Below are 20,102 nucleotides of genomic sequence, written 5' to 3'. Positions count from 1 at the left end.
CCCTCCGTCCTCCGCGGTGCGGCGGACGGTTGGGCAGGGGGCTAGGCTGTTACTGGTTCGAGGCGGTTTCGACGGTATCCGCCGGTTTGCCCATCGCCACGGTCTTCGGGCTGATGCGGGCGCCGGGGCGGGCGTGCTGGAGGCCGTTGACGACGATGCGCTCCCCGGCGGCGAGGCCGCTCTTGACCACCCGCAGCCCGTTCTGGGCGGCGCCGGGGATGATCTCGCGGTACTGCACGGTGTCGTCGCCGCCGACCACCAGGACGAATTTCTTGTCCTGGTCGGTGTTGATGGCGCGGTCCTCGACCATCAGCGCGTCGTGCGGGGTGCTGCCGCCGACCTTGACGCGGGCGTAGAGACCGGGGACCAGCATGCCGTCCGGATTGTCGAACTTGGCGCGCACGCGGATGGTGCCGGACACGGAATCGAGCCGGTTGTCCACATGCTCCACCGTGCCGCCGCGCGAATAGCCGCTTTCGTTGGCGAGGCCGAGTTGCACCGGCACGTCGGCGGCGTCCTTCACGCTGGCGATGTGGCGCAGGTAGGTCTGCTCGTCGACGTCGAAGGAGGCGTAGATCGGCGAGACCGAGACCAGGGTCGTCAACGGGGCCGCGGAGGCGCCGGACGCCACGACGTTGCCCACCGTCACCTCGGCGCGCGAGACGCGGCCGGAAATGGGTGCGGTGACCTGGGTGTGCTCCAGGTCGATGCGGGCGAGGTCGAGCGCCGCCTGCGCCGCCTTCAGGTTGGCGCCGGCCTCGCGGGCGGCATTTTCCTTCTCGTCCAGGGTCTGGCGCGAGACGGTGTTGTTCTGCACCAGCCGCTGGGCGCGGTCGAGGTCGGCGGTGGTGAAGCGCACCGCGGCCTGCGCGGCGGCGACCTGGGCCTCGGCCCGCGCGACCTCGGCGACATGGGGGCGCGGGTCGATGGTGAAGAGGGGATCGCCCTTCTTCACCAAAGCGCCGTTGCGGAAATGGACGGCGGTGATGGCGCCGGACACCTGCGGGCGCACCTCCACCCGGTCGACCGCCTCCAGGCGGCCCGAGTAGGACTGCCAGTCGGTGATCTTGCGGGCGACGACCGGCGCCACGTCCACCTCGGGCGGCGGCGGGGCGGCGGTCGCCGCGGCGGGGGCGTCGGCGTGGCCCTGGGTGGTGACGACACCGGCGACACCGGCGGTCGCGGCGCCGACGGCGAGAAGGAGGGCAAGCTTCGAAGGAGACAACGACATGGGACCACTCTCCTGGGGAGGATCAGACGGGGACGCCGCGGCTGTCCGCGGGGGACAGGCGGCGGCGGAAAAAGTCGGCGACCGCCAGCAGCACCGGGCGGTGGCCCGGCAGGGCGGCGTGCGAAATGGCGGGGAAGCGGGTGACCTCGGTGGGCACGCCGGCTCCGATCAGGTTGGCGGCGTACTGCTCCGCCTCGATGCGCAGGACGTCCTTCTGCGCGGTGACGATCAGCGTCGGCGGCAGCCCGGCCAGCCGGCGCGAATCCAGCGGTGCGGCGTAGGGGTGCACGCGCTGCGCCGCGTCGGGCAGATAGGCGCGGTAGCAGCGGGCGTAGGCGGTCGCCGGCACCTCGCACTGCATCGCCTGGGCGTCGCCGGCGCGGGTCAGGCTGGGGTCCAACATGGGGCCGAGCAGGGCCTGCGCGCGGATGTCCACCTCGCCCTGGTCGCGGGCGAGGAAGGTCAGCGAGGCGGCGACATGGCCGCCGGCGTCGTGCCCGGCCACGCCCAGCCCGCCCTTGGCGATGTTCAGGTCGCGGGCTTCGGCCAGCGTCCACAGGGCGGCTTGGTGGGCGTCGTGGGCGGCGGTGGGAAAGCAGTGGGCCGGGGCCAGCGAATAGCCGACCGAGACGACCAGCGCCGGCACGCTCTCCGCGATGGCGGCGGCGGCGGTCTCCGCCTCCTCCAGCGAACCGGAGGTGAAGCCGCCGCCGTGCAGGTATAGCAGGGCCGGGACGGTCAGCCCGATCAGCGGCCGGTAGAGCCGCAGCCGGATGTCCTGGGCGTGGCCGGCGATGGTCCGGTCATCGACCGCGATACGGCAGGGCGCCGTTCCGGTACTGCGTGTGTTCGACGGTTCCGACGAGCGGCCCATGATCCGACGGTGCCCCAGCACCCCTCCCGCATTGCAACAGGAGGGAGTGTGGGCGTTTGGCCGGTCGGAATAAATACGCGGTCAACGGCAACACAATTCGGATCGGATGAACAATCCCGCTTACATCACACAGAGGCAGGCGTCCTCCGGCTCGGTGGTGGCGGGGGTCGGCGCGGGCTTCTCCCGCTCCGGGCACTCGTAGCCGTCGATCTCCTCGCCCTGCATCAGCGGGCAGCCCTCGAACAGTTCGGCGACCCAGTCGACGAAGGCGCGGACCTTGGGCGACAGGTGGCGGTTGTGCGGGTAGAGCGCGGAGATCGGCATCAGGGCCGGGCGCCACTCCTTGAGGATCTCCACCAGGGCGCCGCTGCGCAGGTGGGGCAGCGCCATGAAGCGGGCGATCTGCCCGATGCCCAGCCCCTCCAGCGCGCAGGTGACGTAGGCGTCTGCGTCGTTGACCGAGACCGGGCCGTTCAGCTTCACCTCGCGGGTGACGCCGTCGCGCTCGAAGCTCATCTCGTGCATCTTGCCGGTGCGGGTGAAGTAGTTGACGGCGGTGTGGCCCTCCAGCTCCTCGATGGTCCTGGGGATGCCGTGGCGGGCGAGATAGGCCGGGCTGGCGACGGTCACCGGGCGGAAGGCGCCGACCCGCCGGGCGATCAGGCTGGAATCCACCAGATCGCCGACGCGCAGCACGCAGTCCACCCCCTCCTGGATCAGGTCGATGGGGCGGTCGCTCATCCCGATCATGATCTCGATGTCGGGGTAGCGGGCGTGGAATTCGTGGATGGTCGGGATGATGATGAGCCGCCCGACCGAGCCCGGCATGTCGACCCGCAGCCGTCCGCGCGGCGTCTTGCGGGCGCTGGTGAAGGAGGTTTCGATCTCCTCCAGGTCGGACAGGATGCGGGTGGCGCCCTCCAGATAGGCGGCGCCGTCGAGCGTCAGGCTCAGCTTGCGGGTCGTCCGCTGGAGCAGGCGCACGCCGAGCGCCGCCTCCAGATTCTGGATGGTCGTCGTCACCGAGGCGCGCGGCAGGCCCAGCGTGTCGGCGGCCTTGGTGAAGCTGTTGACCTCGACGACGCGGACGAAGACGCGCATCGCGTGCAGTTTGTCCATGGTCGGTCCATCGACGCAAGTGGCTATGGCCCGCACACGAACGGAGCGGGCCGGGCTGCGCCTATCTAAGCACAGCCCGGCGCGAAGTCGATGGGGCTTTGGTGGGGCGCGACGGCAATCGCTTTTTAACGTGAAATCCCTCTCCCGCCTCTCGCGCCCGCATGCGGGCGCTGACGGCGTCAGGCGGCCTTTGGCCGCCGAGAGCCCCGGGAGAGGGTGCCCGCGAAGCGGGCGGGTGAGGGTAGAATCAAGGATCAAAGCCTGATTTTCGGCTGCACCCTCACCCTTCCCGCGCCCTGCGCGGGCCCCTTCCCTCTCCTGGGGCGGGAGAGGGACTTCAGGACAGCCGCCTTGAATTGGCTCCCTCAGGTCGCTGGCGCCGGCTTGGTCGCGGCCGGGGCGCGGCCAAGCGTCGGAACCAGCAGCGCCGCCCCCAGGCAGAGCAGCCCGGCGATGAAGAAGGCCGGCAGATAGCTGTCCAGCGTGCTGCGGGCGTAGCCGGCTCCGAAGGCGGCGCAGGCGGCACCAATCTGGTGCCCGGCGAAGACCCAGCCGAAGACGAGGTTGGCGCGCTCCCGCCCGAAGCGTTCCGCCGTCAGCCGGACGGTCGGCGGCACGGTGGCGATCCAGTCCAGCCCGTAGAACACCGCGAACAGCGACAGACCGTAGAGCGTGAAGTCGGAATAGGGCAGGAACAGCAGCGACAGGCCGCGCAGGCCGTAATACCAGAAGAGGAGCCAGCGGTTGTCGTAGCGGTCGGACAGCCAGCCCGAGGCGACCGTGCCGACAAAGTCGAAGATTCCCATCAGCGCCAGCAGGCTGGCCGCCCGCACCTCCGGCACGCCGAAATCGACGCAGAGCGGGATCAGGTGGGTCTGGATCAGCCCGTTGGTGCTTGCCCCGCAGATGAAGAAGGTGGCGAACAGCACCCAGAAGACCCGCGTCTTCGACGCGTCGCGCAAGGCGCCCAGGGCGGCGGCCACCACCGATCCGGCGGACGGCGGCGGGGCGGCTGCGGCGCCCTCCTCGCCATAGGCGGCCAGCCCGAGGTCGGACGGACGGTCGCGCATCAGGGCGAGCACGGCCAGCGCCGCCACCCACAGCAGCCCGCACAGCAGAGCCAGCGCCACCCGCCAGCCCATTTGCTCGGTCAGCATCGACAGCAGCGGCATGAAGACGAGCTGCCCGGTGGCCGAACTGGCGGTCAGCAGGCCGACGACCAGCCCGCGCCGCCGGCTGAACCAGCGCGTCGCCACGGTGGCGCCCAGAACCATGGCGGTCAGGCCGGTGCCGAAGCCGACGACGAAGCCCCACAGCAGGATCAGTTGCCAGACCTCGCGCATGGTGAGCGACAGCAGCAGCCCGCCGCTGACCAGCGTCAGCGAGGACAGCACCATCCGCTTGACGCCGTAGCGGTTGATAAGGGCGGCGGCGAACGGCCCCATCAGGCCGAACAGCAGCAGGCGGATGGCCAGGGCGATGGAGATGTCGGCGGTGGACCAGCCGAACTCGCGTTGCAGGGGCAGCAGCAGGACGCCGGGGGCGCCGACCGCGCCGGCGGACACCAGCATGGTCAGGAATGTGACGCCGACGACGGCCCAGCCGTAATGGACGTTGCGCCGCGCCAGCGCGACGGCGACGGGGGAGGACAGCATGGATGGGGTTCCGGTCTAGCGGAAAGGGTCAGGCGGGCCGTTCGACCGCGATGGCGGTGGCCTCGCCACCGCCGATGCACAGGGAGGCGACGCCGCGCTTCAGCCCCCGCGCCGCCAGCGCGTGCAGCAGCGTCACGATCAGCCGCGCGCCGGTGGCGCCGATCGGGTGGCCGAGCGCGCAGGCCCCGCCGTTGACGTTCAGCGCGTCGCGCGGAATGCCGAGGTCCCGCTGCGCCGCCATGGCGACGACCGCGAAGGCCTCGTTGATCTCGAACAGGTCGATGTCGCCCACACCCCAGCCGACGCGGTCGAGCAGCTTGCGGATCGCCGGGATCGGTGCGGTGGTGAACCAGGCCGGGTCCTGGCTGTGGGTGGCGTGGCCGAGGATGGTCGCCAGCACGGGCAACCCCTCGCGCTCGGCCAGCGAGCGGCGGGTGAGCAGCAGCGCCGCCGCCCCGTCGGCGTTGGCCGAGGAGCTGGCCGCGGTGATCGTGCCGTCGCGGCGGAAGGCCGGCTTCAGGGCGGGGATCTTCTCCGGCGCGACCTTCAGCGGGTTCTCGTCGTCGGCGACGGTCCGCTCGCCACCTTTGACGGCGAGGGTGACGGGCGCGATCTCGGCGGCGAAGGCGCCGCTCGCGATGGCGGCGCGGGCGCGGGTCAGCGTCTCGACGGCGTAGGCGTCCTGCTCGGCGCGGGTGAAGCCGTAGAGTTCGGCGGTCGCCTCGCCGAAATCGCCCATCGGGCGCCCGCCCTCATAGGCGTCCTCCAGCCCGTCGAGCATCAGGTGGTCGAGGATGCGGTCGTGCCCGATGCGGTAGCCGCCGCGCGCCTTGGCCAGCAGATAGGGCGCGTTGGACATCGACTCCATGCCGCCCGCGACCACGAGGTCGGCGGAGCCGGCGCGGATCAGGTCGTGGGCGAGCATCGTCGCCTTCATGCCGGAGCCGCAGACCTTGTTGACGGTGGTGGCGCCGGTGGCGTCGGGCAGACCGGCGCCGCGCGCCGCCTGCCGGGCCGGCGCCTGCCCCTGGCCGGCGGGCAGCACGCAGCCGAGCAGCACCTCGTCCACCCGCTCCGGCGCCAACCCGGCCCGGCTCAGCGCTGCGCGGACGGCGTGGGCGCCCAGCGCGTGGGCGGGCAGGGCCGACAGCTCGCCCTGGAAACGGCCGAGCGGCGTGCGCGCGGCGGACACGATGACGACGGGATCGACGGCGGGATCGGTGGCGTCCATGATCGCGAGCTCCTGGAAGGGGTGGGGATCACTGCACCGTCAGCCCGCCGTCGACGTTGATCGACTGGCCGGTGATGAAGGACGCGGCGTCGGAGCACAGCCAGACCACGGTGTCGGCGACCTCGCGCGGCTGGCCGACGCGACCCACCGGGTGCAGCGGGCCGAGCGCCGCGTTCACCGCCTCCTCCCCGCCGAAGGAGCCGGCGCTCATCGGCGTCTGGATGATCGCCGGGCAGACGGCGTTGACGCGCACGCCGGACTTGGCGACCTCGATGGCGACGCTGCGGGTCATGCCCTCCACCGCCGCCTTGCTGGCGGAATAGACGCTGTTGCCGGCCAGCCCGATCTGGCCCAGCACGGACCCGGTGGACACGATGGCGCCCTTGCCCTGCCGCAGCATGATCGGCAGCTCGTGCTTCAGGCACAGCCAGACGCCCTTGATGTTGACGGCGACCATGCGGTCGAAGTCGGCCTCCGTCGTGTCGGCCACCGACCGGCCGAAATGGATGCCGGCGTTGTTGAAGGCGTAGTCGAGCCGGCCGTGGTCCCGCTCGATCCGGGCGAACAGGGCGGCGACCTCCTTGGCGTCGGCGACATCGGCCTGGACGAAGACGGCGCGCCCGCCGGCCTGCCGGACGAGGTCCACCGTCTCCAGCCCCTCCGTCTCGCGCCGCCCGGTGACGATGGCCGTGGCGCCCGCCTTGGCGAAGGCCAGCGCGGTCGCCCGCCCGATGCCCGAGGTGCCGCCGGTGACCAGGGCCACGCCGCCGCTCATATCCGTCATTGTCCTCTCCTTGATCGCTGAGTTATGATGATGGGCATCATGAATGGACTTATTCATGACGTCCATCATGAATATCGCCGCGACCTCCCACGATGGAGGCGTGGCAGCCATGCACAAGGTGACGACGTGAAGGTTTCCAAGGAAAAGGCGGCGGAGAACCGGGCCGCCATCGTCAAGGCGGCGGGGCGCCTGTTCCGCGAACGCGGGTTCGACAAGGTCGGGGTGGCGGAGATCACCAAGGCCGCCGGGCTGACCCACGGCGGTTTCTACGGCCATTTCGCCTCGAAGGACGCGCTGGCCGCCGAGGCGTGCGAGGCCGCCTTTGCCGAGAGTCTCGACCGGCTGCCCGCCGACGAGGCGTCGCCGGAGGGAGCGCTCAACGCCTTCCTGACGCGCTACTTGAGCGAACGGCACCGCGACCAACCGGACGCCGGCTGTCCGATGGCCGCCTTCGCCGGGGAGGTGGCGCGCCAGGACCCCGCTGTGCAGGAGCGCTTCGGGACCGGCGTCGAGCGCTTCTTCGAGGTGGTGGAAGAGCGCCTGCCGGAGCGGGACGGGGAAGGCGCCACCGGGCGCCGTGACCGCGCCATCGCCATCGTGTCGGCCCTGATCGGCGGCATGGCGCTGGCCCGCGCCACCGCGCAGGCCGATCCCGACCTGTCGGTGGAGATCCTGGCGGCGTTGCGCCGTCAGCTTGGGATCAGCGGAGACGGTGGGGGGGGAACATTCTCCCGCGTGAAGGTCAGCCCGTAGGGCTCGGAGGCGCTGTGGTGATGACGCCGGTCGGCAGCTCGCGGACGGTCACCGGGGCCATCGGTCCCGCCAGGGCCGCTGGTTGAAACAGGTCGGTGCCTCGGCAAGATTGACCTCCGGCCCGGCGATGGCGTTACCTGTCCGGGATCAGCCTGGGCGAGGACCAGATCGGGGATGCCGCGCGCCGCTCCGCCCGGGTTGGTATTGCGGACCGGATGGACGGTTGCCGCTTTCCCGGAGACCGCCCGCCCATGACGCACACTGCTCCTGTCCGCCCGCCGATGGGCGCCGAAACCCCGTTGGACCGTCAATTGCGCCTTTGGCGCAACCACCATCGCCTGGCGCCGCCCGACGAGCGGATGCGCGCCCTGACGGAGCGGTGGCTCGGCCCCCATCTTCCCTCCCTGGAAGCGCTGATGCTGGAACTGCGCCACGGCGTCGATCGGGATCGGGACGAGGGCCGGCTGACCTTTCCAAAGCGCCGCTACGCTTATCCGAAGGGTTTCTGCCGCGAGATCAGCGATGCCGTCTTCGAGCGGCTGCGACGGCGGATCGCCGCGCCGGACACGCCAATCACGCAGGCACTGGCGGCCTTCGTCGGGGAGGGCGGTCGTCTGTCCCCAATCTGGGGGGCGCTGCGTGGCAGCTATTTCCAGAACGCCATGCAGGTCGGCGCCCTCTACGTCGATGCGGCCAACGACACCGTGACCACCACCAAGCCCAAGGTCGAGATTTTGCCCCTGGAGGAGAGCGGGCTCGAACCCGTCGTCGAGGTGGCCCACTTCGCCCGGATCGCCCAGGTCTACTGGGGCGGGACCATCTGGGCGAACACCCTGTTCCCGCGGCTGGCGCCGGTCTTTCCCATCCTCTACATCGACCCGGATGGGCGCCCCCGCCTGCACCCGGACAGCCTCGGTGTCTTCGCCGAGAATATGGCCGGCGGCTGCCGGTCGGCCCTGGCATTCCTGGAGCAGGAACGGGATGGCGGGCGCGTTCTGCCGGCCGACGTCGCGGCGGCGCTCGCCCCGTGGCGGACCCATGGCCCCTGGTTCGAGGAGATGTGCCCGACGCCCGACTGGGACCGGCTCCGCGCCTGCTTCGCCCAGGCGGGCGATCCACAGCGGCCATACCGCTCGGCCCAAGGCTTTGTCGGCATGATGGAGGCGGTCAAGCGCGCCGGGGCGGTGTAACGCTCTCCACAGCCCGGCCCCTTTACGGACCGGCGCCCCGACGATAAGCTGGAGCCATTGAGTTTTGCTATGGCCGCTCCGGCAGCGATGCTGTGGAGCAGGAAGGTCCGATGAACGGCATTCCCAACATCCGGCATTTGCGGGCCTTCCGCGAGGTGGCGCGGCGCGGCAGCATCAGTCAGGCGGCGGAGCATGTGCATCTGTCCCAGCCCGCCATCACCCAGGCCATCGCCAAGCTGGAGGAGGAGGTCGGCACCCCCCTGTTCGAGCGGCGGCCGGACGGCATGGCGGTGTCGGCGATGGGCGTGCTGTTCCTCGACCGCGTGGAGCGCGCGCTGGACCGCCTGCGCACCGGCACGCGCGAGGCGGTCCGCATCGGCGGGCGCAAGGGCGGCCTGCGCGGCGTCGCCGACTTCGACCAGCTTCTGACGGCGGCGCAGATCCGGGCGCTGGCCGCGGTCGCCGACGCCGGGAATTTCAGCCTCGCGGCGCGCACCGTCGGCATCTCGCAACCCACCCTCCACCGCGCCGCCCGCGATCTGGAGCGGCTGGCGGGCATGGCGCTGTTCGCGCGGACGGCCGCCGGCATCGCTCTGACCCCCGCCGCCAAGGCGCTGGTGCAGCACGTCAAGCTGGCGATCGCGGAGCTGGAGCAGGGATTCGCGGAGGTCGGCGAGGGGCTGGGCGGCGACACCGCCCGCATCGTCGTCGGCAGCATGCCGCTGTCGCGTCCTTTCATTCTGCCGACCGCCGTCAACGCGCTGGTGCGCGAGCGTCCGGACGTCCAGTTCGACGTTCTCGACGGCCCCTACGACGACCTGCTGCACGGGCTGCGCCACGGTGAGATCGACGTGCTGATCGGCGCGTTGCGCGACCCGCTGCCCATCGAGGACGTCGTGCAGGAACCCTTGTTCGAGGACCCGCTGGTCGTGGTCGCGCGTGCCTTCCACCCGCTGTCCCGCCGGCCCAAGCTGACGCTGGAGGAACTGGCGGGGTGCCAATGGGTGGTCCCGCGCCGCGGCACGCCGACGCGCGACCGGTTCGAGGCGCTGTTCGCCGACGGGCCGCCGCGCGGTCTGGTCGAGACCGGCTCACAGATTCTGGTGCGTGGCCTGCTGCTGGGCAGCGATCGGCTGACGCTGATCTCGGCGCACCAGATCCGGCATGAGCATGAGCTGGGCCTGCTGGTCATCCTGCCCGTGGAGCTGGCCAACACCGAGCGCACCATCGGCCTCACCGTGCGCCGGGGGTGGCGCCCGACCGCGACGCAGGCGCATTTCCTCGACCTGCTGCGCGCGGCCGGGAAACAGGCCGTCTCGCCGGTCCCCCGCCCGTGAGAGGCCATTCAGAACGGCACCGCAGCGCTATTCAAAAATTGGATAGGCCGGTCCGTCATTGAATGACGCCGGCAGCGTGTCGGCGTGCTAGCCATGCCCTTTGGAGGGGAGGTGGACTCCCGGCGCACGGACGGAGGCGGCGATGACGGTGCGGCACCAGCGGACGGCCAAGGTGGCCTTCATCGGATTCGGGGAGGCGGCGTCGGCCTTCCGCTTCGGCTGGCGGGGGGCCGGGCTGGCCGACACGGTCGCGGCCTTCGACATCAAGACCGGGTCCGCCGACGGGGTGGTGCGCGCCCGCAAATGGGCGGACTACGTGGCGGCCGGAGTGACCGGCGCCGAGCGGGTCGAGGACGCCCTGGCCGGGGCCGCGCTGGTCTTCTCGCTGGTCACCGCCGATCAGGCGCAGGCCGCCGCCCGCAACGCCGCCGCCCATCTCGTCCCCGGCGCCCTGTTCTTCGACGGCAACTCCTGCGCGCCCGGCACCAAGCGGGAGTCGGCGCAGGCGGTCGAGGCGGCCGGCGGGCGCTACGTCGATCTGGCGGTGATGGCGCCGGTCCATCCGAAGCTCCACAAGACGCCGCTGCTGGTCGCCGGTCCGCACGCCGCCGAGGCGCTGGCTGCCCTGTCGGCCCTGGAGATGAGCGCCAGGGAAGCGCCGGGACCGGTCGGCACCGCCTCCTCGATCAAGATGATCCGCAGCGTCATGATGAAGGGGCTGGAGGCGCTGTTCCTGGAATGCGTTCTGGCCGGGCGCAAGGCCGGGGTGGACGGGGTGGTGTTGGACTCCCTGGACGTCACCTATCCCGGTTTCGGCTTCAAGGAGCGCGCCGCCTACATGCAGGAGCGCGTCATGACCCACGGCGTCCGCCGCGCCGCCGAGATGCGCGAGGTCGCGCGCACCGTCGATGAACTGGGTTTGACCGGCGGCATGGCCCGGGCCGCCGTCGACTGGCAGCAGCGCGTCGGCGACCTCAAACTGGACGCCCGTGCCATCGGGGAGGGCGATTACCGGGCGCTCGCCGATGCCATTCTGGCGCGGCTCGACCCGGTCGAGCGGTGAGAAACGGCCCCCCGCTACCCGGAGCGGGCCGCGCGCCGGAAGGCGGCCGGCGTCTTCCCGGTCAGCCTCTTGAAGACGCGGTTGAAGTAGCCGGGGTCCTGGAAGCCCAGCTCATAGGCGATCATCGCCACCGGTGCGGCGATGTAGACCAGCCGGCGCTTCGCTTCGAGCAGCAGGCGGTCCTGCACCACCTCGAAGGCGGAGCGGCCGGCGAGATGCCGGCACAGGCGGTTCAGCCGCGATTCCGTGATCCCCAGTGCGTCCGCGTAGCGCGGGATCGTCCAATGTTCGGTGACATGGTCCTCGACCAGCGCGCGGAAGCGGGCGAACAGCTCGGTGCGCACGCGCTCCGCCGGGTCGGCGCCGGCCGCCGCCGCGCGCTGGCGCTCCAACAGCAGCAGGACGCCGCGCAGCAACCACTCGCACATCGCCGACCGGCCGAGCTGCGGCCAGCGGAACTCCGTCATCAATTGATCAAGCAGCGTTGAGACGCGCTCCGCCGCCGCCGGGGCGTCGGTGAAATCGATCAGGCAGGGGCGCACGAACAGCGCCTCGAACAGCGGGCGGCTCTGCGCGCTCGCCCCGTCGAACAGCATCACCTCGGCCACCGTCAGCACATAGCCGTGGCTGCCCGGCCGGAACTGGAAGGAATGCACCACCGCCGGCGGAACGACGATCACGCAGGGCGCCGCGACCTCCGCCACCCGGTCGTCGATCTGCACGCGCGCCCCGCCGTCGAGCACCGCCACCAGCTGGAACAGCCCGCGGTGGGTGTGGGAGCCGATGCCCCAGTCGTAGAGGCGGCTGCGGCTCTCGATGTCCTCGATGTGGATGAATTCGGCGTCGGTGAGCCGGGCCTCCTCGCCGTAGAGCGCGAACAGCGGCACCGCCTTGGAACGCGTGTGTGCTCCCCCTTCCGCCGCCGGTTCCATGCCGTCCTCCCCCGCGCCGTCGTTTGTCGGAAAAGTACTATTTTCCTTCCGCTTCGTCCATTCCGCGGCAAAGGTGAATCCGTCTAGGATGCAATTGTTCGCGGCCTGAACGGTTCGCGTCGATCCAAACCAAAAACCGCCAATTGGCCGCCCGCCGCCGCGGGTGTCGGAGGACTGCGCCCGATGTTTCGCTTCGATCCCTACTCACCGGCCGTCGATGCCGACCCGTTTTCTTTCTACAAGACCTTGCGCGACGAGCATCCCTGCTTCTGGAGCGAGGAAGCCAACATGTGGGTGCTGTCGCGCTACGACGACATCGTCACCGCGCTGAACGACTGGGAAACCTATTCTTCGGCCAAGGGCAACCTGATGGACGAGATGCCCAACCGCGCCGGCAACACGCTGGGCACCACCGATCCGCCCCGCCACGACCGCCTGCGCAGCATCGTCCAGTTCGCCTTCACCAAGAAGGCGGTGGAAGGGCTGACCGAACCGGTGCGCGCCTCGGCCAACCGGGCGCTGGACGCGGTACAGGGGGAGAAGACCTTCGACTTCGTCGGCGACGTCTCCAGCAAGGTCACGGTGGACGTGCTGTTCGGCCTGTTCAACCTGCCGCGCGAGAACGAGCGGATGGTGCGCGACAAGGCCGTGCTGATGGTGCAGTCCGATCCGCGCACCCGGCAGAAGGGGCCGGAGCATCTCGCCGCCTTCCAGTGGATGAGCGAATACGCCAAGGAACTGGTGGAGTTGCGCAAGCGCGAGCCCGGCGACGACCTGATCACCGCCCTGATCCAGGCCGAGGTCGCCGGCGAGAAGCTGGCCGACCGCGAGGTGCAGATGACCATCACCACGCTCATCATGGCCGGCATCGAATCCCTGTCGGGCTTCCTCGCCATGTTCGCCCTGAACCTCGCCGACCACGCCGCCGCGCGCCGCCGGCTCGCCGCCAACCCGGCGCTGATTCCCGACGCCATCGAGGAATCGCTGCGCTTCAACACCTCGGCCCAGCGCTTCCGCCGCTGCCTGCAGAAGGACGTCGAGCTGCACGGCCAGACGATGCGGGCCGGTGATTTCGTCTGCCTCGCCTACGGCTCGGGGAACCGCGACGAGCGGCGCTTCGCCAACGCCCATCTCTACGACATCGACCGCAAGCCGAAGGGGCATCTGGGTTTCGGCGGCGGCGTCCACGCCTGCCTCGGCACCGCCTTCGCCCGTCTGGCCGCCCGCGTCGCCTGCGAGGAGTTCCTGAAGCGCGTGCCGGAGTTCGTCCGGGTGCAGGACCAGCTGCCCTGGATGCCCTCCACCACCTTCCGCAGCCCGACCCGCCTCGAACTGGCGGTCGGCTGAGCAAAGGGACGACGGCGCGGCCGGGGGAGGCTCCGGCCGCGTCGCGACGCGCAACACGCTTTTCCAAAGGAATTTTCGGCCATGGCGAAGGTCACCTTCATCGAGCACGACGGCCTGGAGCAGGTCGTGGACATCCCGACGGGCTGGACCCTGATGCAGGGCGCGGTGCAAAGCGGTGTCGCCGGCATCGAGGGCGAGTGCGGCGGCTCCTGCGCCTGCGCGACCTGCCACTGCTACGTGGACGAGGCGCTCGTCGACGCCCTGCCGCCGCCCAGCGAGACGGAGGAGGAAATGCTCGGCTGCACGGCGTCGGAGCGGCGGAGCAACAGCCGCCTGTCCTGCCAGATCCGGGTGAGCGACGCGCTGGACGGCATCGTGGTGCGCCTGCCGGAGGCCCAGAGCTGATGGGCGGCCCGGCGCAAGCGGACGCGGGAGTGGTCATCGTCGGGGCGGGGCAGGGCGGCTTGCAGGTCGCCGAATCCCTGCGCGCCGAGGGCTATGACGGTCCCATCACGCTGATCGGGGAGGAGGCTTCGGCTCCCTATCACCGGCCGCCGCTGTCCAAGGCGATTCTCGCCGGCACTATGGAGGAGGCGCAACTCGCCATCCGCGGCGCCGAGGTCTTCGAACGGCAGCGCATCGCCCTGCTCACCGGGACGCGCGTCACCGCCATCGATTGCTCCGACCGGCAAGTCAGCTTGGAGGACGGGCGCCGCCTGGACTATCGCGGGCTGGCGCTCGCCACGGGCGCGCGGGTGCGCCGTCTGCCGATCACCGGTGATGAGCTGGACGGCGTTTTGGGCCTGCGGTCGCTGGACGACGCGCGGCGGATACGCGGGGCGCTCGACCGGGCGGCGCGGGTGGTGGTGATCGGCGGCGGCTACATCGGGCTGGAGGTCGCGGCGGCGGCGCGCAAGCGCGGCCTGGAGGTGACCATCCTGGAGGCGGCGGACCGGCTGCTCGCCCGCTCGGCGACACCGTTCCTGGCGGGCTTCTACGCCGACCTTCACCGCTCCAACGGCGTGATGGTCGAACTGGGGGCCAAGGTGGTCGAGCTGGACGGGCAGGGTGGCCGCGTCACCGCCGTGCGCACCGCCGACGGGCGCTCGCATCCGGCGGATCTGGTGGTGGTCGGCGTCGGAATCGTCCCCGACACGGCGCTGGCCGAAGGCTGCGGGCTGGCGTGCGATGGCGGCGTCCTGGTGGACGATTGCGCCCGCACCGACGATCCCGCCATCGTCGCGGTCGGCGACTGCACGGCCCGGCGCACCGGCACCGGGACCCTGCTGCGGCTGGAATCGGTCCAGAATGCCGTCGAGCAGGGGAAGTCGGCCGCCGCCGCGCTGCTGGGGCGGGAGCGTCCCTTCACGGCGGCGCCCTGGTTCTGGTCCGATCAGTATGACGTGAAGCTGCAGATCGTCGGCCTGTCCGCCGCTTGCGACCGGATGGTGCTGCGCGGGTCGCCGGAGGATCGCCGCTTCTCGGCCTTCCATTTCCGTGAGGGCGCCCTGGTCGCCATCGACTCCGTCAACCGCCCGGCGGACCACATGGTCGGCCGCAAGCTGCTGGACCGCAAGGCTGCCCTGACGCCGGAGCAGGCCGCCGACGAGGGCTTTCCGCTGGCGTCCCTGACGCGGTGATCCCTGACGCGGTGATCCCTGGCGCGGTGATCCCTGGCGCGTTGACCGTTGGATCGTGACGCAAAGAAACAGGCCGGTGCAGCGCGCGCTGCACCGGCCTTGCGCTTTTGGCCCCGTCCGCCGGGGAACGCGTCGGCGGACGGGGACCAACGGCGGCGGTTTCCCGATCAGGCCGCGCTTTCCAGGACCAGCAGGCCGGCCCCGGTGTTGGAGATCGGGATGTGGTAGTTGCTGTGCACCTTCGAGACCTTCCGGCCCAGAGCGCCACGCATGATCAGCCAGAGGATCAGCTCCGCCCCCTGGGCGCCGGCCAGCCGCACCAGATCGTGGATGGAGTATTTCGCCAGCGCTTCCGGCTCGTCGACGATCTTCTCCAGGCACATCAGGTCGAAGTCCTTGTTGATGAAGCCCGCCCGCTCGCCGTCGAGCTGGTGCGACAGGCCGCCGGTGCCCAGCACGACCACCTTCAGGTCCTTGGGGTAGGACGCCACCGCGCGGCCGATCGCCTCGCCCAGCTTCAGGCAGCGCGCCGGGGTCGGCAGCGGGTGCTGCACCGTGTTGACCGCCACCGGGATGGTGCGGACGGGACGCTGGGTCTGGTCGGGCCACAGCAGGGCCATCGGCACGGTGAAGCCGTGGTCCACCGCCATCTCCTGGCAGGAGCAGATGTCGAACTCGTCGTTCACCAGCGATTCGATGATGTGCCAGGACAGCTCCGGGTCGCCGGGGTAGGGCGGCAGCGGCTTCAGGCCCCAGCCCTCGTCCTTGTTCTGGTACTCGAAGGCGGCGCCGATGGAGAAGGTCGGCATCTTGTCGAGGAAGAAGTTCAGCCCGTGGTCGTTGTAGACCACGATGGCCACGTCCGGCTTGACCTCGGCCAGCCATTCGCGGGCCTTGGGATAGCCGTCGAAGAACGGCTTCCAGTAGGGGTCCTCGAACAGTTCGTTGGCGATGGCGTTGCCGATCGCGGGAATGTGGGAGGTGGTGACGCCACCGACGATCCTGGCCATGGTCTCAGTTCCCCGCCGCCTTGAGCTTCGCCTTGAATTCCTCGACCGTCATGCCGGTCTGCTGCGCGCCGATGTCCTGGACATTCAGGCCGAGCATGCCGACGAACTTGGCGAGGTAGTAGATGTTGCCGCCGGCCGCGAGCAGGGCCAGCGCGTTGCGCTCCTTGATGGCCGTCTTCTGCTCGTCGGTCAGGCCGAACTTGGTGCAGTAGGCGTCCTCGTCGGCCAGGAACTCCTGCCGGGCCGCCGCCTCGTTGAACGAGTAGCACATCTTGTTGAGTGGATAGCCCTTCATCGCCATCCGGCCATCGAAGATGGTGGTTCCCGGAATGGCCTCGTGTGTCGACGGCGCGCTCATGGGTGTTTTCCTCCTTATCGTTTCTGTTGATCGTTTCCGGCTTATTCGGGCCAGTAAAGCCGCATCGGGTTGTCGACGAGAAGCGCCGTCCGCTTGGCCTCGTCGGTGGCGATGCGGGGGATGACGTCGACCAGATGCCCGTCGTCGGGCATGTGCGAGGTCATGTTCGGGTGCGGCCAGTCGGTGCCCCACAGCACGCGGTCGGTGAAGCGGTCGACCAGCAGGCGGGCGAAGGGCACCACGTCGTCGTAGGCCGGCGGACCCTGGACGCTCAGCCGCTCGGGGCAGCTCACCTTGCTCCAGACCTTCGGGTTTTCGGCCATCAGGGCGACGAATTTCTGGAACTGCGGGTGGTCCACGCCCTTGGCGATGTCCGGGCGGCCCATGTGGTCCACGACGATGGTGGTGGGCAGCTCGCGCAGGAAGGGCGTGAGGTCGTCGAGGTCCGGCGCCTCGAAATAGACCACGATGTGCCAGCCGAACCGGGCGATCTTGTCGGCGATGCCGAGGAAGACCTCCTTGGGCGTGGCGTCCACCAGACGCTTGACGAAATTGAAGCGCACGCCGCGCACCCCGGCCTCGTGCAGTTCGGCCAGCTCGCCCTCGGTGATCGACGGGCCGACCGAGGCGACGCCGCGCGCCAGCCCGTTGGAGGCCCTCAGCGCGTCGACCAGCGCCCGGTTGTCCTTGCCGTGGCAGGTCGCCTGGACGATGACGTTGCGCGCGAAGCCCAGATCGTCGCGCAGGGCGAACAGCTTTTCCTTCGGCGCGTCGCAGGGGGTGTATTTGCGCTCCGGCGCGTAGGGGAAGCGGTCGGCCGGGCCGAAGACGTGGCAGTGGGCGTCCACCGCGCCGGGCGGCGGCGTGTAGGCCGGCTTGCTCGGGTTCGGGTGGAAGGGACGGTAGTCGGCGTCCATGGAAGGCTCCCTTCGGGGAAAGAGATCAGTCGGCGTAGACGGTGCCGTCGAACAGCTTGCGGGCGGTGCGCAGCAGGGCGGCGCGGGTCACCGTTCCGGCCTCGTCCAGGTCGAGGACCACGGTCATCTCGCCGGTCGGGTGCTCGACGCTCAGCGTCCGGGTGGCGCCGTCGGGGATCACGGCGAGCGACGCGGCGGGCGAGCCCTCCAGCGCGCAGGCGGTGGCGACGCTGACCGCACCGAGCACGCCGATGGAGGCGTGGCAGCGGTGCGGGATGAAGGTCCGGGTGGAGATCGCCCCGCCGCTGGCCGGCGCGCTGACCAGCGTCATCTTCGGCACCGGCTTGTCGGTCACGTCGCCCAGATTCATCCGCGGCCCGGCCTGCCGCCGGATGGATTCCAGCCGCGCCTTCAGCGCCGCGTTGGCGTCGAGATCCTCCCGCGTCTCGTCGCCGCGCACCCCGAGGTCGGCGGCGCGCAGCACCACCACCGGCATGCCGTTGTCGATGCAGGTGACCGGAACGCCGTCGATGACGTCCACCACGTTGCCCGTCGGCAGCAGCGCCCCGCAGGAGGAGCCGGCGGTGTCGCGAAACTCGATGGGGATCGCCGCCGCCGTGCCGGGCACGCCGTCGATGTGCGCCTCGCCCCGGTAGGTGACCGCGCCGCCCGGCGTCGGCACGCTGGCCACCGCCACCTGCCCGGTGTTCTCCATGTGGATGGTCACCGGCGTCACGCCGTCGCGGGCGGCGACGAGGCCGCGCTCGATGGCGAAGGGGCCGACGCCGGCCAGGATGTTGCCGCAGTTCTGGGCGTCGGTGACGATGGCCTTGTCCACGAAGACCTGAAGGAACAGGTAGTCCACGTCCACGCCCGGCCGTTCCGACCGGCGCACCACCGCCACCTTGGAGGTCAGCGGGTCGGCGCCGCCCATCCCGTCGATCTGGCGCGGGTCGGGCGAGCCCATCACCCGCAGCAGGAAGGCGTCGCGCGCCGCCGTGCCGGGCGGCAGGTCATCGGCCAGGAAATAGCCGCCCTTGGAGGTCCCGCCGCGCATCCAGAGGCAGCGCACGCCGTCAGACATAGCGCAGCCCCTTCGCCGCGAGCGGCCCGCGCATGCCGTAGAGGTCGAGGCCGAGTTCGCCGGCGGCCAGCCGCGCCCGCTTCTCCTCCTCCTTCGCCAGCCGGTCCTGCGCCTTCGCCAGTACGTCGGCGGCTTCCTCGCGGCGGACCACGCAGACGCCGTCGTCGTCCGCGACGATCACGTCGCCGGGATTCACCAGGGCGCCCGCGCAGACCACCGGCACGTTGACCGAGCCCAGCGTCTCCTTCACCGTGCCCTGGGCGCAGACCGCGCGGGACCAGACGGGGAAGCCCATGTCGGTCAGCGTCCGGACGTCGCGCACCCCGGCGTCGATGACCAGACCCGCGCAGCCGCGCGCCTTGGCCGAGGTCGCCAGTAGGTCGCCGAAATAGCCGGCGTCCGACGGCGAGGTGGTGGCGAGCACCAGGATGTCGCCGGGCGTCACCTGCTCTATGGCGACGTGGAGCATCCAGTTGTCGGCCGGTGGGGCCAGCACGGTCACCGCCGAGGCGGCGAGCTGGGCGCCCGGATAGATCGGCCGCAGGGCGGAGGACAGCAGGCCCTTGCGGCCCTGCGCCTCGTGCACGGTGGCGACGCCGCACTCGGCCAGACCGGCGATCACCGCCGGGTCGGCCCGCTCGATGGTTTGGACGACGACGTTCATCACAGCTCATCCACGGTGCGGGGATAGACCGACTGGAAGCCCTCGGCGTAGCGCGCGTTGCGCCCGCCGGCCTGCCCGCCGGAGTTGCGGCGGAAGTGGTTGCCGCGGTTCTGCGCCAGGTTGGTGTAATAATCCCAGAGATGCTCCTGCCCGGCCATGCATTCGATGGCGGCGCGCTTGTTGTCCCACACCTCGGTGATGTCGAGGAAGACGTCCGGCTTCCAGCCCATCTGCTCGGTCTGGTGCGGCTCGAACAGGTAGAGCTGCGGGGCGCCGAGCACCTTCTGCCCCGGATTGTGGCCCCAGGCCTGGGCGATCATCCGGCATTCCATCAGGACCTTGGTCGCGTAGGAATGGTCGGTGTTGTAGGGGTCGTAGTGCGAGTGGCTCATCAGGAAGGCCGGCTGCACCTTGCGGATCACGTCGACCAGACGGAACTTGGCCTCGCGGTCGATCTCCAGCGGGTAGTCGCCGAGGTCGAAGAACTGGATGTCGTGGGCGTTCAGCGCCTTGGCGGCGGCCTCGGCCTCCTTGCGGCGCTCCGTCTTCACGTGGTCGAGCGTGCAGCCCTCCTGCTTCCACAGCTTGGCGGACTCGCCGCGCTCGCCGTAGGACAGGCAGACGATGGTGACCTCGTAGCCCTTCTTCTGATGCAGCGCGATGGCGCCGCCGGCGCGCCACACGAAATCCGCCGAGTGGGCGCTGAGCACCAGCGCTCTTTTGTTCTGTGCCATGAATGTCCGCTCCCCAGTGTGGGCAGTCTGATGGTGGGCAGCCTTGTTGCGGGCAGTCCGATTCCGATGGCCCATCATCCGCCGGCCCGCCGGCAAATCCTATTTCGAACTCCCGTCCTTACCATTTGGTTTTGCTATAGGAGCATTCTCCAATCGGTTCGCGCGGCAGGTTCTTCGGC

Annotated in this window: 20 protein-coding genes; 7 read left to right on the top strand and 13 right to left on the bottom strand. The window is 70.4% G+C overall.

What is annotated here, in order from left to right; translation table 11 throughout:
* Positions 1-49: 49 nt before the first annotated feature.
* The 6 genes from DS837_RS18205 to DS837_RS18180 all read right to left on the bottom strand — a co-directional run bounded on the left by DS837_RS18205 (position 50) and on the right by DS837_RS18180 (position 6,894).
* The gene (locus DS837_RS18205; protein WP_149166050.1) at positions 50-1,231 is read right to left on the bottom strand and encodes an efflux RND transporter periplasmic adaptor subunit; all 1,182 of its coding nucleotides are present in this window, start codon (positions 1,229-1,231) and stop codon (positions 50-52) included.
* A 22-nt stretch (positions 1,232-1,253) separates the two neighbouring features.
* Entirely contained in the window at positions 1,254-2,126 is an 873-nt protein-coding gene (locus tag DS837_RS18200) for an alpha/beta hydrolase (RefSeq protein ID WP_247890005.1), read from the bottom strand.
* 99 nt (positions 2,127-2,225) lie between these two features.
* Positions 2,226-3,224, bottom strand: a complete 999-nt coding sequence (locus tag DS837_RS18195) for a LysR family transcriptional regulator (protein ID WP_149166049.1) — start codon at positions 3,222-3,224, stop codon at positions 2,226-2,228.
* Positions 3,225-3,589: 365 nt separating this feature from the next.
* Positions 3,590-4,879: an MFS transporter gene (locus DS837_RS18190; RefSeq protein ID WP_149166048.1), complete on the bottom strand. Its 1,290-nt coding sequence runs from the start codon at positions 4,877-4,879 to the stop codon at positions 3,590-3,592.
* Positions 4,880-4,907: 28 nt separating this feature from the next.
* Positions 4,908-6,110: an acetyl-CoA C-acyltransferase gene (locus DS837_RS18185; RefSeq protein WP_149166047.1), complete on the bottom strand. Its 1,203-nt coding sequence runs from the start codon at positions 6,108-6,110 to the stop codon at positions 4,908-4,910.
* Positions 6,111-6,138: 28 nt separating this feature from the next.
* Positions 6,139-6,894 (bottom strand): SDR family oxidoreductase, encoded by a 756-nt coding sequence (locus tag DS837_RS18180; RefSeq protein WP_149166046.1) that lies wholly within the window; start codon positions 6,892-6,894, stop codon positions 6,139-6,141.
* A gap of 126 nt (positions 6,895-7,020) precedes the next feature.
* Between DS837_RS18180 and DS837_RS18175 the strand changes: the two genes are divergently transcribed.
* The 4 genes from DS837_RS18175 to DS837_RS18160 all read left to right on the top strand — a co-directional run bounded on the left by DS837_RS18175 (position 7,021) and on the right by DS837_RS18160 (position 11,237).
* A complete protein-coding gene (locus tag DS837_RS18175; protein ID WP_149166045.1) occupies positions 7,021-7,647 on the top strand; it encodes a TetR/AcrR family transcriptional regulator in 627 nt (208 codons plus the stop codon).
* 251 nt (positions 7,648-7,898) lie between these two features.
* On the top strand, positions 7,899-8,837 hold the full coding sequence (locus DS837_RS18170; protein WP_149166044.1) for a hypothetical protein: 939 nt from the start codon (positions 7,899-7,901) through the stop codon (positions 8,835-8,837).
* Between the two features lie 110 nt (positions 8,838-8,947).
* Positions 8,948-10,174: a LysR family transcriptional regulator gene (locus DS837_RS18165; protein WP_149166043.1), complete on the top strand. Its 1,227-nt coding sequence runs from the start codon at positions 8,948-8,950 to the stop codon at positions 10,172-10,174.
* A gap of 142 nt (positions 10,175-10,316) precedes the next feature.
* On the top strand, positions 10,317-11,237 hold the full coding sequence (locus DS837_RS18160) for an NAD(P)-dependent oxidoreductase (protein WP_149166042.1): 921 nt from the start codon (positions 10,317-10,319) through the stop codon (positions 11,235-11,237).
* A 14-nt stretch (positions 11,238-11,251) separates the two neighbouring features.
* Here DS837_RS18160 and DS837_RS18155 read toward each other — a convergent pair whose 3' ends face one another.
* Positions 11,252-12,169: a helix-turn-helix domain-containing protein gene (locus tag DS837_RS18155; RefSeq protein ID WP_149166041.1), complete on the bottom strand. Its 918-nt coding sequence runs from the start codon at positions 12,167-12,169 to the stop codon at positions 11,252-11,254.
* Positions 12,170-12,352: 183 nt separating this feature from the next.
* Between DS837_RS18155 and DS837_RS18150 the strand changes: the two genes are divergently transcribed.
* From DS837_RS18150 to DS837_RS18140, 3 genes are all read left to right on the top strand, one after another.
* The gene (locus DS837_RS18150; RefSeq protein ID WP_149166040.1) at positions 12,353-13,516 is read left to right on the top strand and encodes a cytochrome P450; all 1,164 of its coding nucleotides are present in this window, start codon (positions 12,353-12,355) and stop codon (positions 13,514-13,516) included.
* 81 nt (positions 13,517-13,597) lie between these two features.
* Entirely contained in the window at positions 13,598-13,921 is a 324-nt protein-coding gene (locus DS837_RS18145; RefSeq protein WP_149166039.1) for a 2Fe-2S iron-sulfur cluster-binding protein, read from the top strand.
* Positions 13,921-15,156 (top strand): NAD(P)/FAD-dependent oxidoreductase, encoded by a 1,236-nt coding sequence (locus DS837_RS18140; protein ID WP_149166038.1) that lies wholly within the window; start codon positions 13,921-13,923, stop codon positions 15,154-15,156. Before DS837_RS18145 ends, DS837_RS18140 begins: the two co-directional genes overlap by 1 nt.
* 167 nt (positions 15,157-15,323) lie before the next feature.
* Here DS837_RS18140 and DS837_RS18135 read toward each other — a convergent pair whose 3' ends face one another.
* The 6 genes from DS837_RS18135 to DS837_RS18110 are packed head-to-tail and all read right to left on the bottom strand — an operon-like array spanning position 15,324 to position 19,923.
* Entirely contained in the window at positions 15,324-16,166 is an 843-nt protein-coding gene (locus tag DS837_RS18135; RefSeq protein ID WP_149166037.1) for a class III extradiol dioxygenase family protein, read from the bottom strand.
* Between the two features lie 4 nt (positions 16,167-16,170).
* Entirely contained in the window at positions 16,171-16,524 is a 354-nt protein-coding gene (locus DS837_RS18130; protein WP_149166036.1) for a protocatechuate 4,5-dioxygenase subunit alpha, read from the bottom strand.
* Between the two features lie 41 nt (positions 16,525-16,565).
* Positions 16,566-17,441 (bottom strand): amidohydrolase family protein, encoded by an 876-nt coding sequence (locus DS837_RS18125; RefSeq protein ID WP_149166035.1) that lies wholly within the window; start codon positions 17,439-17,441, stop codon positions 16,566-16,568.
* A 25-nt stretch (positions 17,442-17,466) separates the two neighbouring features.
* Positions 17,467-18,525, bottom strand: a complete 1,059-nt coding sequence (locus DS837_RS18120) for a 4-oxalomesaconate tautomerase (RefSeq protein WP_149166034.1) — start codon at positions 18,523-18,525, stop codon at positions 17,467-17,469.
* Positions 18,518-19,189 (bottom strand): 4-carboxy-4-hydroxy-2-oxoadipate aldolase/oxaloacetate decarboxylase, encoded by a 672-nt coding sequence (locus DS837_RS18115; protein ID WP_149166033.1) that lies wholly within the window; start codon positions 19,187-19,189, stop codon positions 18,518-18,520. The genes DS837_RS18120 and DS837_RS18115 overlap by 8 nt, the downstream gene beginning before the upstream one ends.
* Positions 19,189-19,923, bottom strand: coding sequence for a PIG-L deacetylase family protein (locus tag DS837_RS18110; RefSeq protein ID WP_119507987.1), 735 nt, complete (start codon positions 19,921-19,923; stop codon positions 19,189-19,191). Before DS837_RS18110 ends, DS837_RS18115 begins: the two co-directional genes overlap by 1 nt.
* Positions 19,924-20,102: the final 179 nt, after the last annotated feature.

It is taken from the genome of Azospirillum brasilense (assembly GCF_008365405.1).
Taxonomy (GTDB): domain Bacteria; phylum Pseudomonadota; class Alphaproteobacteria; order Azospirillales; family Azospirillaceae; genus Azospirillum; species Azospirillum brasilense_D.
This window is presented reverse-complemented; position numbering and strand designations above follow the sequence as displayed.

Excerpts from the sequence above, each read along its gene's own strand:
- DS837_RS18170 (WP_149166044.1), top strand. The coding sequence starts at position 7,899 with ATGACGCACACTGCTCCTGTCCGCCCGCCGATGGGCGCCGAAACCCCG.
- DS837_RS18155 (WP_149166041.1), bottom strand. The coding sequence starts at position 12,169 with ATGGAACCGGCGGCGGAAGGGGGAGCACACACGCGTTCCAAGGCGGTG.
- DS837_RS18180 (WP_149166046.1), bottom strand. The coding sequence starts at position 6,894 with ATGACGGATATGAGCGGCGGCGTGGCCCTGGTCACCGGCGGCACCTCG.
- DS837_RS18120 (WP_149166034.1), bottom strand. The coding sequence starts at position 18,525 with ATGTCTGACGGCGTGCGCTGCCTCTGGATGCGCGGCGGGACCTCCAAG.
- DS837_RS18140 (WP_149166038.1), top strand. The coding sequence starts at position 13,921 with ATGGGCGGCCCGGCGCAAGCGGACGCGGGAGTGGTCATCGTCGGGGCG.
- DS837_RS18150 (WP_149166040.1), top strand. The coding sequence starts at position 12,353 with ATGTTTCGCTTCGATCCCTACTCACCGGCCGTCGATGCCGACCCGTTT.
- DS837_RS18190 (WP_149166048.1), bottom strand. The coding sequence starts at position 4,879 with ATGCTGTCCTCCCCCGTCGCCGTCGCGCTGGCGCGGCGCAACGTCCAT.
- DS837_RS18165 (WP_149166043.1), top strand. The coding sequence starts at position 8,948 with ATGAACGGCATTCCCAACATCCGGCATTTGCGGGCCTTCCGCGAGGTG.
- DS837_RS18110 (WP_119507987.1), bottom strand. The coding sequence starts at position 19,923 with ATGGCACAGAACAAAAGAGCGCTGGTGCTCAGCGCCCACTCGGCGGAT.
- DS837_RS18125 (WP_149166035.1), bottom strand. The coding sequence starts at position 17,441 with ATGGACGCCGACTACCGTCCCTTCCACCCGAACCCGAGCAAGCCGGCC.
- DS837_RS18135 (WP_149166037.1), bottom strand. The coding sequence starts at position 16,166 with ATGGCCAGGATCGTCGGTGGCGTCACCACCTCCCACATTCCCGCGATC.
- DS837_RS18185 (WP_149166047.1), bottom strand. The coding sequence starts at position 6,110 with ATGGACGCCACCGATCCCGCCGTCGATCCCGTCGTCATCGTGTCCGCC.
- DS837_RS18115 (WP_149166033.1), bottom strand. The coding sequence starts at position 19,189 with ATGAACGTCGTCGTCCAAACCATCGAGCGGGCCGACCCGGCGGTGATC.
- DS837_RS18145 (WP_149166039.1), top strand. The coding sequence starts at position 13,598 with ATGGCGAAGGTCACCTTCATCGAGCACGACGGCCTGGAGCAGGTCGTG.
- DS837_RS18130 (WP_149166036.1), bottom strand. The coding sequence starts at position 16,524 with ATGAGCGCGCCGTCGACACACGAGGCCATTCCGGGAACCACCATCTTC.
- DS837_RS18205 (WP_149166050.1), bottom strand. The coding sequence starts at position 1,231 with ATGTCGTTGTCTCCTTCGAAGCTTGCCCTCCTTCTCGCCGTCGGCGCC.
- DS837_RS18160 (WP_149166042.1), top strand. The coding sequence starts at position 10,317 with ATGACGGTGCGGCACCAGCGGACGGCCAAGGTGGCCTTCATCGGATTC.
- DS837_RS18195 (WP_149166049.1), bottom strand. The coding sequence starts at position 3,224 with ATGGACAAACTGCACGCGATGCGCGTCTTCGTCCGCGTCGTCGAGGTC.